The 14,710-nt window shown below is 72.8% G+C and carries 15 protein-coding genes and 2 pseudogenes; 12 read left to right on the forward strand and 5 right to left on the reverse strand.

What is annotated here, in order from left to right; genetic code table 11:
* The 4 genes from NCC78_RS15535 to NCC78_RS15550 form a co-directional block, all read left to right on the forward strand.
* Nucleotides 1-407: M24 family metallopeptidase (locus NCC78_RS15535; RefSeq protein WP_250795242.1), on the forward strand; the 407-nt coding region annotated here is incomplete at its 5' end.
* A complete protein-coding gene (locus NCC78_RS15540) occupies nt 404-1,546 on the forward strand; it encodes an acyl-CoA dehydrogenase family protein (protein WP_250795243.1) in 1,143 nt (380 codons plus the stop codon). The genes NCC78_RS15535 and NCC78_RS15540, both read left to right, overlap by 4 nt.
* An 81-nt stretch (nt 1,547-1,627) precedes the next feature.
* Complete coding sequence (locus NCC78_RS15545; RefSeq protein ID WP_250795244.1) at nt 1,628-1,789, forward strand: DUF433 domain-containing protein; 162 nt, start codon at nt 1,628-1,630, stop codon at nt 1,787-1,789.
* A 60-nt stretch (nt 1,790-1,849) separates the two neighbouring features.
* A complete protein-coding gene (locus NCC78_RS15550; RefSeq protein WP_250795245.1) occupies nt 1,850-2,356 on the forward strand; it encodes an Lrp/AsnC family transcriptional regulator in 507 nt (168 codons plus the stop codon).
* Here the strand turns inward: NCC78_RS15550 and NCC78_RS15555 are convergent.
* Nucleotides 2,286-2,897 carry a histidine phosphatase family protein gene (locus tag NCC78_RS15555; RefSeq protein WP_250795246.1) on the reverse strand — a complete coding sequence of 204 codons (612 nt, stop codon included), beginning with the start codon at nt 2,895-2,897 and terminating at the stop codon, nt 2,286-2,288. The two genes, NCC78_RS15550 and NCC78_RS15555, sit on opposite strands and share 71 nt — an antisense overlap.
* A 166-nt stretch (nt 2,898-3,063) precedes the next feature.
* On the opposite strand from NCC78_RS15555, the gene NCC78_RS15560 reads away from it, so the two are divergent.
* Nucleotides 3,064-3,258: a CsbD family protein gene (locus tag NCC78_RS15560; protein WP_250795247.1), complete on the forward strand. Its 195-nt coding sequence runs from the start codon at nt 3,064-3,066 to the stop codon at nt 3,256-3,258.
* 144 nt (nt 3,259-3,402) lie between these two features.
* Here the strand turns inward: NCC78_RS15560 and NCC78_RS15565 are convergent, their stop codons facing one another.
* Nucleotides 3,403-4,809, reverse strand: coding sequence for a KamA family radical SAM protein (locus NCC78_RS15565; RefSeq protein ID WP_250795248.1), 1,407 nt, complete (start codon nt 4,807-4,809; stop codon nt 3,403-3,405).
* Nucleotides 4,810-4,952: 143 nt separating this feature from the next.
* On the opposite strand from NCC78_RS15565, the gene kdd reads away from it, so the two are divergent.
* The 6 genes and pseudogenes from kdd to NCC78_RS15595 form a co-directional block, all read left to right on the forward strand.
* Nucleotides 4,953-6,014, forward strand: a complete 1,062-nt coding sequence (kdd, locus tag NCC78_RS15570) for an L-erythro-3,5-diaminohexanoate dehydrogenase (protein WP_504920208.1) — start codon at nt 4,953-4,955, stop codon at nt 6,012-6,014.
* A 5-nt stretch (nt 6,015-6,019) separates the two neighbouring features.
* The gene (locus NCC78_RS15575; protein ID WP_250795249.1) at nt 6,020-7,585 is read left to right on the forward strand and encodes an amidohydrolase; all 1,566 of its coding nucleotides are present in this window, start codon (nt 6,020-6,022) and stop codon (nt 7,583-7,585) included.
* Nucleotides 7,582-9,144, forward strand: coding sequence for a lysine 5,6-aminomutase subunit alpha (gene kamD, locus NCC78_RS15580; RefSeq protein ID WP_250795250.1), 1,563 nt, complete (start codon nt 7,582-7,584; stop codon nt 9,142-9,144). Before NCC78_RS15575 ends, kamD begins: the two co-directional genes overlap by 4 nt.
* Nucleotides 9,141-9,938, forward strand: coding sequence for a lysine 5,6-aminomutase subunit beta (gene kamE, locus NCC78_RS15585; protein ID WP_250795251.1), 798 nt, complete (start codon nt 9,141-9,143; stop codon nt 9,936-9,938). Before kamD ends, kamE begins: the two co-directional genes overlap by 4 nt.
* A complete protein-coding gene (gene kal / locus NCC78_RS15590) occupies nt 9,935-10,327 on the forward strand; it encodes a 3-aminobutyryl-CoA ammonia lyase (protein WP_250795252.1) in 393 nt (130 codons plus the stop codon). The genes kamE and kal overlap by 4 nt, the downstream gene beginning before the upstream one ends.
* Nucleotides 10,324-10,899 (forward strand): annotated as a pseudogene (locus NCC78_RS15595) (glutamate mutase L); the annotation flags it as partial. The gene kal and the pseudogene NCC78_RS15595, both read left to right, overlap by 4 nt.
* Here NCC78_RS15595 and NCC78_RS15600 read toward each other — a convergent pair.
* From NCC78_RS15600 to NCC78_RS15610, 3 genes and pseudogenes are all read right to left on the reverse strand, one after another.
* Nucleotides 10,861-11,109: pseudogene (locus NCC78_RS15600) on the reverse strand (glycosyltransferase); the annotation flags it as partial. The pseudogenes NCC78_RS15595 and NCC78_RS15600 overlap by 39 nt on opposite strands.
* Nucleotides 11,106-12,758, reverse strand: coding sequence for a carbamoyltransferase family protein (locus tag NCC78_RS15605; protein WP_250795253.1), 1,653 nt, complete (start codon nt 12,756-12,758; stop codon nt 11,106-11,108). The pseudogene NCC78_RS15600 and the gene NCC78_RS15605, both read right to left, overlap by 4 nt.
* 146 nt (nt 12,759-12,904) lie before the next feature.
* Nucleotides 12,905-14,125, reverse strand: coding sequence for a globin domain-containing protein (locus tag NCC78_RS15610; RefSeq protein ID WP_250795254.1), 1,221 nt, complete (start codon nt 14,123-14,125; stop codon nt 12,905-12,907).
* Nucleotides 14,126-14,285: 160 nt separating this feature from the next.
* Between NCC78_RS15610 and NCC78_RS15615 the strand changes: the two genes are divergently transcribed.
* The coding region (locus NCC78_RS15615; protein ID WP_250795255.1) for an RrF2 family transcriptional regulator at nt 14,286-14,710 on the forward strand (425 nt) is incomplete at its 3' end.

Here is a 14,710-nt window from a genome sequence, read left to right on the forward strand (position 1 = left end):
ACCGCTCCGACTGCACCCGCACCTACGTCGCCGGCGGGCCGGCCCCGGCCGAGTTCGTCGACTACTACGCGGTGCTGCACGCCGCGCAGCGCGCGGCGGTGGCCGCGGTGCGTCCCGGGGTGACCGCCGAGGCCGTCGACGCCGCCGCCCGCGAGCCGATCACGGCCGCCGGCTTCGGCGGGGCCTTCCTGCACCGCACCGGGCACGGCATCGGCCTGGACGGCCACGAGGAGCCGTACGTGGTGGCGGGCAACGCCCGGCCGCTGGAGCCGGGGATGGCGTTCTCCGTCGAACCGGGCATCTACCTGGCGGGCCGGCACGGCGCCCGCATCGAGGACATCGTCGTCTGCACAACGGACGGCGGGCAACGGCTCAACACCACCCCCACGGAGCTCATCGCGCTATGACTGTCGACCGGATCCTCCCCACCGACGAGGCCCACGACCTGCTCGACCTCGCCACCGAACTCGCCGACCGGGAGCTGGCCCCGAAGGCCGCCGGGTTCGAGGAGCGCGCCGAGTTCCCCCGGGAGGTGCTGCGTACCCTGGGCCGGGCCGGCCTGCTCGGCCTGCCCTACGCCGAGGAGCACGGCGGCGCGGCCCAGCCCTACGAGGTCTACCTGCAGGTGCTGGAGATCCTGGCCAGCCGCTGGCTGGCGGTCGCCGAGGCGGTCAGCGTGCACACCCTGTCCTGCTACCCGGTGGCCCAGTTCGGCACCGACGAGCAGCGCAAGCTGCTGCCCGACATGATCGGCGGGGAGCTGCTGGGGGCGTACTGCCTCTCCGAGCCGCAGGGCGGGTCGGACGCCGCCTCCCTCACCACCAGGGCGGTGCGCGACGGCGACTCCTACGTCGTCTCCGGCACCAAGGCGTGGATCACCCACGCCCGGGTGGCCGACTTCTACAACATCTTCTGCCGCACCGGCGGGCCTGGCCCGAAGGGCATCTCCTGCCTGCTCGCCGACCGGGGCACGCCCGGCATCACCCCGCAGGCGGCGGAGCGGACGATGGGGCTGCACTCCTCGCCGGTGGCCCAGATCGCCTTCGACGCAGCCCGGGTGCCGGCGGAGCGGCTGATCGGCGGGGAGGGGATGGGCTTCAGCATCGCCATGTCCGCCCTGGACTCCGGCCGGCTGGGCATCGCGGCCTGCGCGGTCGGCCTGGCCCAGGCGGCGCTGGACTACGCGGTCGGCTACGCCCGGGAGCGGCAGCAGTTCGGCCGGGCCATCATCGACTTCCAGGGACTGGGCTTCACCCTCGCCGACCTGGCCACCCAGATCTCCGCCGCCCGCGCGCTGACGCTCTCCGCCGCCCGGCTGCGCGACGCCGGCCGGCCGTACTCCATCGAGGCGGCGAAGGCGAAGCTCTTCGCCACCGACATGGCGATGCGGGTGACCACCGACGCGGTGCAGGTGCTCGGCGGCGCCGGCTACGTGGCCGACCACCCGGTGGAGCGCTACATGCGCGAGGCGAAGGTGCTCCAGATCGTCGAGGGCACCAACCAGATCCAGCGGCTGGTGATCTCCCGGGCGCTGGCGAAGGGCTGACCGGCGCGGCGGTCGCGTAGCCTGTGCCGGTGACGTTCCCGCGGATCACCGTTGACCCGGAGGTGATGGGCGGCGCCCTGCGTGCGGCAGTCCCGGGTGCCGGTGGCCACGATCCTGGCGATGATGGCGGACGGGATGACCGCCACGGACATCCTCACCGACCTGCCGTTCCTCGACGAGGACGACATGGCCGAGGTGCTGCACTACGCGGCCGACGCGGTGCGCGACCGGACGGCACGCTGAGCGTCACGTCCGGCGGGGCTGTCATCGCCCGCCAGCGCTTTTACCGGTAGGTTGCACGCCGTGGAGGAGATCGACCGCGCCATCGTCGCCGCACTGACCGCTGACGGCCGACTGTCGTACACGGACCTGGCGGACAGGGTGGGCCTGTCGGTCTCCGCCGTGCACCAGCGGGTGCGCCGGCTGGAGCAACGCGGAGTGATCAAGGGGTACGGCGCCCGGGTCTCGTTCGAGGCGCTGGAGCTGCCGCTGACCGCGTTCGTGGCGATCCGGCCGTTCGACCCGTCGCAGCCCGACGACGCGCCGGAGCGGCTGGCCCACCTGCCGGAGATCGACTCGTGCTACTCGGTGGCGGGGGAGGACTTCTACCTGCTGCTGGTGCGGGTGGCCAGCCCGGCGGACCTGGAGCGGGTGCTGCAGCAGATCCGCACGGCGGCGAACGTGACCACCCGGACGACGGTGGTGCTCTCCACCCCGTACGAGAACCGGCCGCCGAAGATCAGTGCCGAGCCGCCGATTCGGGCGCGGTCGCGGGTGCCTGGGGAACCGGCTGGTTCCAGCGGAGGATGACCCGCCGGTTGTGCTCGTGGCCGAGCACGCTGAGGGTGGCGGTGTCGAGCCGGAGCAGTCCTCCGGCCGACGGCGGCAGGCCGATCCACCGGGCGCCGAGCACGCGCAGGCTGTGCGCGTGGCCGACCACGCCGACCGTGCCCCGCTCCAGCAGGGGATGCAACCGGGCGAGGACCCGGTCGAGCCGTTCGCCGACCTCGCTGGGGGACTCCCCGCCGGGGCAGCCGTCGGTCCAGATGTTCCAGTGCGGGTGGTCCTCGTGGATGTCGGCGGTGGTGCGTCCCTCGTACTCCCCGTAGTTCCACTCGGCGAGGTCCTCCTCGACCGCGCCGACGTCCAGTCCGGCGAGCTGCGCGGTGCGCAGGGCGCGTTGGCGGGGGCTGGCGAACACCGCGACGAGGGGTCGGCCGGCGAGGAACCCGCCGAGGGCGCGGGCCTGTCGCTCGCCGTCCGGGGTCAGCTCCAGGTCGGTGTACGAGGTGTGCCGGCGAGTGGCGCTCCAGGTGGTCTCGCCGTGCCGGATCAGCAGCAGATCTCCCATTCGTCCAGTTAACCAGCCGGGCCGCACCGCCGTTCACCTAGCTTCCTAGGACGCCTTAGCGGGTGTAACCGGTGTCGAGGAAACGACACAGGTTTTCGGGCGAAAGCGAGGGGCACGCGGAGCCCGGGGCCGACGGCCCCCATCCGGCCGGAGCAGAGGAGGCGACATGAGCTTCATCGACAAGGCGAAGAACAAGGGCGCGCAGCTGACCGGCGCCGCCAAGCAGCGGATCGGCGGTATGACCCACAACGAGCGGTTGCGGAATGAGGGCACCACGCAACAGAGCGACGCCCAGGCCCGGGCGGCCGGCGAGCACCTCAAGGATGCCGGTCAGGACGTCAAGGACGCGTTCTCGAAGTGACCTGGTCGGTGAGGGCCTCCGAACATTCGAAGGCCCTCACCGCTTCGGGTGCCGGCTCACCGTCACTGGTGTGGCAGGGGTGGCGGGAGACGGGTCACCCCCGTGGGCGGGTGCCGCACGGGGGTGACGGGTGTCGCGGGGTGGTCAGTCGTTGCGGTGGTCGGCCCACCACTGCTGGCCGGCCTCGGGGAGGGTGTCGATCGGGTCGTAGTAGGCGTAGCGCTTGTTGAGCGCTTCCAGGTCGGCCGACTCGATCGAGGTGCGGTAGTTCTTGGTCCAGTAGGAGATGCCACGTTCGCGGTCGTACTCGGTGAGCATGTGCACCCAGCGCTTGCCGACGAAGGGGACGTCGCAGACGATGCGCGGGGTGGCGTAGCCGGGCAGGTAGCCCATGATGTCGTGCTGGAGCTGCTGGGCGTGCCAGACCGGGACCCGCCAGTGCTCGGCGTTGGGGATCATGTCGCACATGTAGAAGTAGTACGGCAGGATGCCCGCCTCGCCCTGGAGGGCGAAGCAGAGGTCGAGCAGTTCGGGCGTGGTGGCGTTGACGCCGCGCATGAGCACGCCCTGGTTGCGCACGTCGCGGACGCCGACGTCGAGGGCGGTCTGGGCGGCCCTGGCGACCAGCGGGGTGATCGACTGGGCGTGGTTGACGTGGGTGTGGATGGCCAGGTTCACGCCGCGGCGGCCGGCGGTGCGCGCGACCCGTTCCAGGCCCTCGACGACGTCGGGCTGGAGCCAGTGCTGGGGCAGGCCCATGAGGGCCTTGGTGGCGAGCCGGATGTCGCGGACGGTTTCCAGCTCCAGCAGGCGCATCAGGTACGACTCGAGGTTGCGCCACGGCACGTTGGCCACGTCGCCGCCGGAGACGACCACGTCGCGGACGCCGGGGTGGGCCTTGAGGTAGGCGATGTGGGCGTCGTAGCGGTCGACGGGCTTGAGGGTGAGCTTGAGCTTGTCGACGGCGGGGGTGGAGTTGCCGACGAGGTCCATCCGGGTGCAGTGCCCGCAGTACTGCGGGCAGGTGGAGAGCAGCTCGGCGAGGACCTTGGTGGGGTAGCGGTGGGTGAGGCCCTCGGCGACCCACATGTCGTGCTCGTGCAGCGAGTCGCGGCTGGCGTACGGGTGCGACGGCCAGTCGGTGCGCCGGTCGGAGGCGACGGGGATCATGTAGCGCCGGATGGGGTCGGCGAGGAACGCCTCGGTGGTCATCGGCGCGAACGGCACCATCGTGTTCATCATCTGTGGCGGCACCAGCATGGACATGGTGGCCAGGGCCTTCTGGTCGGCCTCGAGGTCGGCGTAGAAGGTCTCGTCGACGAGGTCACCGAGGACGACGCGCAGCTGCTTGATGTTCTTGACGCAGTTGACGCGCTGCCACTGGGCGTTCTCCCACTGGTCGCGGGTGACGTGGCGCCAGCCGGGGAAGCGGGTCCAGTCGGGTTCGACCAGGGGTGCGCGGCGGTATTCGTAGGGTTGTCCGGCGGTGGGGACCGCGACGGGCGCGGGGTGGGGAGCTGGGATGGTCTCAGGCGGTTGTGTCTGGGTCACAGCCCCTCCTCGGTGTAGTGCGGTTTGATCAGCGGCCCCGAAGGCTACTGGAAAATATCCGGTGAAGAAATTAGTCTGCCGTAAGTTTTCCCGCGACGCGAGCCCTGACCGGGGCATCGGGCGGCTGGACAGGGGAGGTCGGCGTGACGTCACCGGTGGGTCTGCACCGCGTTGTCGAACCGGCGGGGGTGCTGCCGCAGGCGGCGTGGCGGCTCGACGCCCGCCCGGAGATCGCGCCGAACGAGGTGCGCATCCGGGTGGAGCGGTTGAACCTGGACGCGGCGAGTTTCCGGCAGTTGTGGGAGAAGCACGCCGGCGACGGGGAGGCCGTGCGCGCCGAGGTGCTTCAGATCGTGGCCGCCCGGGGGAAGATGCAGAACCCGGTGACCGGGTCGGGCGGGATGCTGATCGGCACGGTGGAGGAGGCCGGGCGGCGGTCCCCGCTGGGGTTGAAGCCGGGGGAGCGGGTGGCGACGCTGGTGTCGCTGACGCTGACCCCGTTGGTGATCACCGACGGCCTGGCCCGGTGGGACGGGCGCAGCGAGCAGGTGCCCTGCGACGGGTACGCGATCCTGTTCGCCCGGTCGATCGCGGCGGTGCTGCCGGCCGACCTGCATCCCGAGTTGTCCCTGGCGGTGCTCGACGTGTGCGGGGCGCCGGCGCTGACCGCGCGGGTGGTCGCCGAGCAGGTGGCGCGGCGGCGGCGGGAGGGTGATCCGACGCCGGTGCGGGTCGCGGTGATCGGCGGGGCGGGTAAGGGCGGGTCGCTGTCGTTGGCGGCGGCGCGGCGGGCGGGCGCCGCCCGTACGGTCGGGGTGGTGCCGGTGGTCGCGGAGCGTGACGCGCTGGTGGCGGCGGGTCTGGCGTCGGAGGTGGCGTTGGCCGACGCGCGGGATCCGGTGGCGTTGTCGACGGCGGTGACCACGGCGTTGGGTGCGCCGGCGGACGTGACGGTGGTCTGCGTGGACGTGCCGGGTTGTGAGCACGGGGCGGTGCTGGCCACCGCGGACGGCGGGACGGTGATCTTCTTCTCGATGGCGACGAGTTTCGCGGCGGCGGCGTTGGGCGCGGAGGGCCTGGCGGCGGACGTGACGATGCTGGTGGGCAACGGGTACGTGCCGGGGCACGCGGAGTTGGCGTTGGGGCTGCTGCGCTCCGAGCCGGGGGTGCGTGCGCTGTTCGAGTCGCGGCTGGCGGCAGACTGAGTGCCATGACGAACCCCTCGACGTTGTACCGCGGCGCTGTGCTGCACTGTCCGGCTGAGCCGAGCGCGACGGCGCTGCTGGTGACCGGTGGTCGGATCGCCTGGTTGGGGTCGGACGCGGACGCGCCGGCCGCCGATCGGGTGGTGGATCTGGACGGGGCGTTGGTGACGCCGGCGTTCGTGGACGCCCATGTGCACGCTACGGACACCGGGTTGGCCCTGTCGGGGTTGGACCTGTCGGGGGTGCGGTCGGCGGGGGAGTTGCTGGACGCGGTGGCCGGGTTCGCGGCGGGGTTGCCGGCGGACGCGGTGGTGCTGGGGCACGGGTGGGACGAGTCCGGTTGGGGTGAGCCCGCGGTGCCGGACGCGGCGAGGGTGGATCGGGCGGCCGGTGGCCGGCGGGTGTACCTGTCGCAGGCGTCGATCCACTCGGCGCTGGTGTCGCAGGCGTTGCTGGCGGCGTGTCCGCAGGTGGTGACGGCGCCGGGTTACGACGCGTCGGGGTGGTTGCGCCGCGACGCGCACCACGTGGTGCGGGCGGCGGCGTTCGAGTCGGTGAGCCGTGCGCAGCGGGTGGCCGCGCAGCGGGTGGCGTTGGCGCACGCGGCGTCGCTGGGCATCGCGGCGGTGCACGAGTGCGGTGGGCCGGGGATCTCCGACGAGGAGGACTTCACCGGTCTGCTGGGTGTGTCGGGCGCGGGGTTGCCGGAGGTGTACGGCTACTGGGGTGAGCTGATGGGCGCGGCGCGGGCCCGGGAGTTGGGCGCGGTGGGCGCCGGTGGTGACCTGTTCGCCGACGGGGCGTTGGGGGCGCGTACGGCGCACGTGTCGCGGGCGTACCTGGACGGGGAGGGGTGCGGGCACGGTTACGTCAGCGCGGAGCAGGTGCGTGACCATCTGTTGGACTGCGCGGCGCACGGGATGCAGGGCGGGTTCCACGCGATCGGTGACGCGGCGATCTCCACGGTGCTCGACGGGTTCGCGGCGGCGGCGGAGAAGCTCGGCACGGACCGGGTCCGGGCGGCCCGGCACCGGGTGGAGCACGCGGAGATGATGAGCAAGCGGTTGATCGCCGGGTTCGTGGAGTACGGGATCGTGGCGAGCATGCAGCCGGCGTTCGACCGGTTGTGGGGTGGCGCGGGTCGGATGTACGAGTCGCGGTTGGGTCTGGACCGGTCGTTGGAGTCGAACCCGATGGGGGCGATGCACGGCGTCGGGGTGGCGTTGGCGTTCGGCTCGGATTCGCCGGTGACGCCGTTGGACCCGTGGGGGTCGGTGCGGGCGGCGGCGGCGCACCACAATCCGACGCAGCGGATGAGTGTGCGGGCGGCGTTCGCCGCGCACACCCGCGGCGGGTGGCGGGCGGTGCACCTGGACAACGAGGGTGTGTTGGCGTTGGGGGCGCCGGCGACGTTCGCGGTGTGGTCGACGCCGGCGGGGGTGGACCGGGGGTTGCCGGTGGTGCAGGCCGACGATCCGGAGTTGCGGGGTCCGGAGGATCCGACGCCGTTGCCGGTGTGCCGGCGCACGGTGCTGCGTGGTGAGGTCATCTATGAGGAAGGCAAGTCGTGACAGGCAAGCTTGACCTGGATCCGGCGTTGGTGGCCCGGGCGCGGGAGTTGGCGCGTCGCGCCGGGCAGCCGGTGGTGGATCTGGCGCGCAGCCACACCACGGTGTCGGTGGAGCGGGCGGTGCTGCGGCTGGCGGGGGTGAGCGGCGCGGACCCGGACGGTATTCCGTGGGTGAACCGGCTGGTGGACGCGGTGGTCGCGGACGTGGGGTTGGGCCACGGGGTGGCGTTGCCGGTGTTCGACGCCCTCGTGCGGGAGCAGATCACCGATGTGACCCTGTTGGCGCAGAAGGCGGCGGCCGGGTCGGTGCGCTTCGAGGTGCCGTCCGGGAAGGCGGCCACCGCGGCGCGGAAGGCCGCGCGCAGGTCGGTGGGCGCGGGGGTGCGGCTGATCGACCGGCGGCGGGCGGAGCGGGAGCGTCTGGTGAAGCGGTGGGGGGATCCGGCGCGGCGGCCGTGGATTTACCTGATCGTGGCGACGGGCGACATCTACGAGGACATTCCGCAGGCGCAGGCGGCGGCGCGGGCCGGCGCGGACGTGATCGCGGTGATCCGGTCGACGGGGCAGTCGTTGCTGGACTACGTGCCGGAGGGGGCGACCCGGGAGGGTTTCGCCGGCACGTACGCCACGCAGGAGAACTTCCGGTTGATGCGGGCGGCGCTGGACGAGACGTCGCGGGAGTTGGGCCGGTACGTGCGGCTGACGAACTACGCGTCGGGTCTGTGCATGCCGGAGATGGCCACGCTGGCGGGCCTGGAGCGGCTGGACATGATGCTCAACGACTCGATGTACGGGATCCTGTTCCGCGACATCAACCCGGTGCGCACGTTCGTGGACCAGCGGTTCTCCCGGCAGGTGCACGCCCGGGCGGGGATCATCATCAACACCGGTGAGGACAACTACCTGACCACCGCGGACGCGGTGGATGAGGCGCACACGGTGACGGTGTCGCAGCTGCTCAACGAGTTCTTCGCGCACGAGGCGGGGTTGGCGGACTGGCAGTTGGGGCTGGGGCACGCGTTCGAGATCAATCCGGAGGTGCCGGAGTCGTTCCGCCTGGAGTTGGCGCACGCGTTGCTGGCGCGGGAGTTGTTCCCGGACGCGCCGTTGAAGTGGATGCCGCCGACAAAGCACATGACCGGCGACGTGTTCCGCGGCAACCTGCTCGACGGGTTCTTCAACCTGGTGGGCGCGATGACGGGGCAGGGGATTCTGCTGGTGGGGATGATGACCGAGGCGGTGGTGACGCCGTGGTTGTCGGACCGGGACATCGCCCTGCAGAACGTGCGGTACGTGCTGGGGGCGGCCGGTGGGCTGCACGAGGATTTCGTGCCGGCGCCGGGCGGGTTCATCCAGCAGCGGGCCAACCGGGTCCTCGGTGAGGCGCTGGAGCTGTTGGAGCGCATCGGGGAGCAGTCGTTGCTGACGGCGATCGCCGAGGGCACCTTCGGGATCATGAAGCGGCCGGCGGACCGGGGCAAGGGCCTGGCCGGGGTGGCCAGGCATGAGGCCGACTACTTCAACCCGGCCACGGAGATCCTGGAAGGGGAGGCGGCATGACCGCCGTCGAGGCCGGCGCTGTCGCGCCGGGCGGCGCCGACGGCGCCGCGAAGAAGATCGTCCGGCCGTACGGGGACACCACCGGCGACGGGATGGTGCAGGTGTCGTTCACGCTGCCGGTGCCGCACGACAAGCGGGCCGAGGGCGCGGCGGTGCAGTTGGCGAACAGGATGGGCATCGACCCGGCGATGCTGGTGCACGCCAAGCCGATCGGCGAGGGGTTCACCTTCTTCGTGGTGTACGGGCGGGTGAACCACCTGGTGGACCTGGCGGCGGTGCAGGTGGTGGAGCGGGACTTCCCGCTGCTGAGCGCCAAGGAGGTCAACGCGGTGGTGAAGCAGCGGTTGCGGCGCAAGCTGTCGGTGGTGGGGGCGTGCATCGGCACCGACGCGCACACCGTGGGCATCGACGCGATCCTCAACGTCAAGGGCATCGCCGGGGAGAAGGGCCTGGAGTACTACCGGGAGTTGAAGGTCACCAACCTGGGTGCGCAGGTCAGCGTGCCGGAGTTGGTGGAGGCGGCCCGGGTGGAGAAGGCGGACGCGGTGCTGGTGTCGCAGGTGGTCACCCAACGCGACGCGCACCTGCACAACACCCGGGAGATGTCCGCGGCGTTCCGGGAGGCGATGCCGGCGGGCAAGCGGCCGCTGCTGATCGTGGGTGGGCCGCGGTTCGACGAGTCGATGACCGGCGAGTTGGGCGTGGACCGGATTTTCGGTCGGGGCACCACCCCCGGTGAGGTGGCCAGTTACCTGGTGCACGCTTTGATCACGAACAAGAAGGCGACGGCATGAGTGACGCGCGGCTGGGTCTGACGGTGACGCACCGGCGGTATGTTCCGTACTCCCACGCCCACTACGCGGGGAACCTGGTCGACGGGGCGTACGCGCTGGGGTTGTTCGGGGACGTGGCCACGGAGGTGTGCATCCGCACCGACGGCGACGAGGGGCTGTTCGCCTCCTACTCGGATGTGCAGTTCCGCGCCGCGATGCGGGCCGGGGACGTGTTGGAGGTGACGGCCACGGTGACCCGGGTGGGCACCCGCAGCCGCACCGTCGACTTCGTCGCACGGGTGGTGTGCCGGGGGCGGCCGGAGCGCGGTGAGTCCGCGGCGGAGGTGTTGGCGGAGCCGATTGTGGCGGTGACGGCGACCGGCACGGTGGTCGTACCGCCGGCGGCGTGAACGTCGCCGTCTGCGCCGACGTCGGGTCCACGTACACCAAGGTCGCGGTGGTCGACCTCGACGGCGCGGGTCTGGTCGCGGCGGCGGCCGCGCCGACGACGGTCGGCAGCGACGTGCTGCACGGCCTGGACGCCGCGGTCGCGGCGGCCACCGCCGGGCTGCGGGTGCGCGACGCGCCGTGGTACGTGTGCTCGTCGGCCGGGGGTGGGCTGCGCCTGGCCGTGATCGGCTACGAGCCGCTGGTCACCGCGCAGGCCGGGCGGCGGGTGGGCCTGTCGGCCGGGGCGAACGTGGTGCACGTCGCGGCGGGCCGGCTCGGGGCGGCGCAGCTGGCGTCGTTGCGGGCGGCCCGCCCGGACGTGGTGCTGCTGGTCGGTGGCACCGACGGCGGGGACGCCGAGACGTTGACGCACAACGCGACGCGGCTGGCGAGGGCCCGCTGGCGGGTGCCGGTGGTGCTGGCCGGCAACGGCGAGGTCCGCGACGAGCCGACGGGCCCAGTCGGCGTCCGGGACGACGTCGTCGTCGAGGAAGACGACCCAGGGGGAGCGGGCCGCACGCCAGCCGAGGTTGCGGGCCGCCGCCGGGCCCGCCCCGGGCCCGGTCAGCACCTTGGCGTACGCGGCCAGCGTGCCCGGCACCGCCAGCTCACCGCTGGCGTCGCGGCGGTCGTCGACCAGCAGGATCTCCGGGTCGGGCAGCTCCCCGACCTGGGTGGCCAGCGCCTCCAGCAGCACCCCGAGGCTGGGCCGGCCGAGGGTCGGCACGACGATGCTGATCACCGGCCACCACCGAGCGCGCCCCGGCGCACCGCGAACGGGCCGAGCGCCAGCAGCTCCACCGGCGCGGAACCGAAGAGCTCCATCGCCTCGCGGGGGGTGTCGACCATCGGCCGGCCGGCGGTGTTCAGCGAGGTGTTCACCACCACCGGCAGCCCGGTGAGCCGCTCGAACTCGGCGAGCATCTCGGCGACGACCGGTTCGGTGTCGGTGTGCACCGTCTGCACCCGGGCGGTGCCGTCGACGTGGGTGACGGCCGGGATGCGGTCGCGCCACTGGGGCTTCACGTTGTGCACGAAGAGCATGTACGGGCTGGGGAAGACGCCCTCGAAGATGTCGGCGGCCCGTTCGGCGCGGACCATCGGGGCGATCGGGCGGAACTGCTCGCGCCCCTTGACGTCGTTCATCCGGGCGGTGGTGGCCGGGTCGCCGGGGTGCGCCAGCAGCGAACGGTGGCCCAGCGCCCGGGGGCCGTACTCGCTGCGGCCCTGGAACCAGGCGACGATGCCGTTGTCGGCCAGCACCCGGGCCGCCTCGGCGGCGATCGACTCCGGCCGGAAGTACGGCAGCGCCGCGCGGCGCAGCTCGGCCTCCAACTCCTCGTCGGACCAGCCCCGGCCGAGGTCCGCGCCGGCCATCGGGGCGGACCGGTCGCCCAGGTCACGGGCGACGTGCAGGGCGGCGCCGAGGGCGGTGCCGGCGTCCCCGGCGGCCGGCTGCACCCAGACGTGGCGGTAGGGGCCCTCGGCGGCGAGCCGGGCGTTGGCCACGCAGTTCAGCGCCACCCCGCCGGCCATGGCCAGGGTGGACGCCCCGCCCGAGGCGTCGTGCAGCCAGCGGGCCAGGTCGATGACGACCTCTTCCAGCCGGGCCTGCACGCTGGCGGCCAGGTCGGCGTGGTCGTCGGTCATCTCGCCCTCGGCGGTGCGCGCCTTGGCCATGCTGGCCCAGTCGATGCGCTCGACGCGGAAGCCGCCCTCCGGGGTGACCCGCACCAGTTCGCGGAGCAGACCCAGGTGCTTCGGCTCGCCGTAGGAGGCGAGCGCCATCACCTTGTACTCGTCGCTGGAGTGCAGGAAACCCAGGTGCCGGGTGAGGTCCTCGTAGAGCAGGCCGAGGGAGTGCGGCAGCTCCTGTGAGTACAGCGGTGACAGCAACCCGTCGGAGTAGACGCCGGCCAGGTGGCTGGCCACCTCGCCGCGCCCGTCCAGGACGAGCACCGCGGTGTCGTCGCCGGCCGGTGGCGCGGCCAGCCCGGCGGAGGCGGCGTGCGCCACGTGGTGCGGGACGAAGCGCACCTTCGCCGGGTCCAGCCCGGGCAGGGCGGCGGCGAGGAACTGCGGCGCGCGCTGGGCGTACTCGACGCGCAGCCAGTCCCAGGGGTCGCTCAGGCCCAGGCTCTCCGCGGGGCGGCACAGCCCGGGGTCGAACGAGTAGGCGACCGCGTCGAGGTCGTCAACGTCGATGCCCGCGCTGGCCAGACACCAGGCGGCGGAGAGCTCCGGCAACTCCCACGCGGAGAAGGCGACGGGACGTTTGCCGTGCTTGCGGCGGCTGAACCGTTCCTCTTCGGCGGCAGCCACCACCCGGCCGTCGACCACCAGGGCGGCGGCCGGATCGTGAAAGATCGCGTTGATTCCAAGGACCCGCATGACAGGTCCGTACCCTCGACTTCTCCTCCTAACCTGTAGATCATCGACTTCTCCTGACGGAACGGTCAGTCGGGTGTGGAGATTCGGCAGCGGGGCGGGCGGGCGGTACCGAACGTCACCGCGTCGCCACGCCCCGCCGCCTCCGGTCAGCCCCGGTCGTCGTGGAGCATGCCGGGGCCGAACACCTCGTAGGCGATCCGCTCCACCGGTACGCCCCGGCGCAGCAGGCCGCCCCGGACCGTGTTCATGAAGGGCAGCGGCCCGCAGAGGTGCACGTGCGCGTCGGGGGAGAGCGGGATCAGGGCGGGGTCGACCCGGCCGCCGGCGACCTCGGCGGTCAGCCCGGCCAGCTCGCCGTCGGTGGTGTCCTCGTACCACAGGGCGGTGCGCAGGTTGGGCAGCGCGGCGTGCAGGCGTGGCAGGTCGCCGCGGAAGGCGTGCGCCGCGCCCGTCCGGTCGGCGTGCACGAGCACCACCGGGCGCTCCGGCTCGGTGGCAGCCAGGTGCTCCAGCGCGGCCATCGCCGGGGTGAGGCCGATCCCGGCGCTGACCAGCAGCAGCGGGCCGTCCCCGGCCACCGCGCTGACCTCCCCGAAGGGCGGGCTGAGCCGGAGCGTGTCACCGACGGCCACGTGGTCGTGCAGGAAGGTCGAGACCATGCCGTCGGGCGCGCCCGCAGCGCCGCGTACCCGCTTGACGGTGATCCGCCAGTGGTCGGCGCCGGGGCGGCCGGAGAGGCTGTACTGGCGGATCTGCTGCCCGCGGTCGCCGTCCAGGTCGACCGCGACCGAGGCGTACTGGCCGGGCACGAAGCCGGGAACCCGGCTGCCGTCGGCCGGCACCAGGGTGAACGAGACGACGTCCACGGCCTCGGTGGCCCGGTCGGCCACCCGCCACTCGCGCCACACCGACTCGCCCTCGGCCAGCCCCGCGCGGGTGTAGAGGCGTGCCTCCCGGGCGACCAGCTCGCAGGCCAGCAGCCAGTAGACCTCGTCCCAGGCCGCCGCGACCTCCGGAGTCACCGCCTCGCCCAGCACCTCGCCGACGGCGGCGAGCAGGTGCCGGCCGACGATCGTGTACTGGCTGGCGGTGATGCCGAGGGAGGCGTGCTTGTGCGCGATCCGGTCGAGGATCGGCCCCCAGGGCACCGTGCCCCCGCCGGTCAGGTGCTCGGCGTACGCGACCACGGCGCCCGCGAGGGCGGCCCGCTGCGCCCCGGTGGCCTGGTTGCCCCGGTTGAAGATGTCGAGCAGCTCCGGGTGCGCGTCGAACATCCGCTGGTAGAACCGGCCGGTGATCGCCTCACCGTGCGCCTGCACGGCGGGCAGGGTCGCCGTCACCACTGCTGCTGAGGACTCCGAGAGCACGACTGTCTCCTTCTGTGCTAACCGTTCGGGCGTCGACAGCTAAACAGGTATTTGAAATACCTCTTCAGGGCCGAAGGTCCCGGGTCGACCGTCGTACGGATCACATCCCGGGTCCGTCGACCCGTGGTGGGCGTTTGTCCGGGCTGGCTAGGGTCGGGATGTGCAGCTCAACCGGTCCACCGACATGGCACTGCGGATCGCCATGCTCGCCGCCGCCGACCCGCGGCGGATGACGGTGGACCAGCTCGCCGGCCAGCTGGCGCTGCCCCGCAACCACGTGGCGAAGCTCGTCCAGCGGCTGCACCGGGTCGGGGTGCTGGTCACCATCCGGGGCCGCTCCGGCGGCGTCGCCCTGGCCGAGGGCGGCGGGGACGTCACCGTCGGGCAGGTCGTGCGGGCCTTCGAGGGCGACGACGAGGTGGTGTCCTGCGACGCCCCGGCCTGCCCGTTGCGGGCGGCCTGCCGGCTCCGCGGCGAGCTGCGCCGGGCCCAGGCCGCCTTCCTCGCCGTGCTGGACGCGGTGACCCTCGGCGGCCTCGTCGACGGGCCGGCCGGCCCGGCGCTGCTCGCCCTCGGCCTCCCGCC

It is taken from the genome of Micromonospora phytophila, assembly GCF_023656545.1.
Lineage (GTDB): Bacteria > Actinomycetota > Actinomycetes > Mycobacteriales > Micromonosporaceae > Micromonospora > Micromonospora phytophila.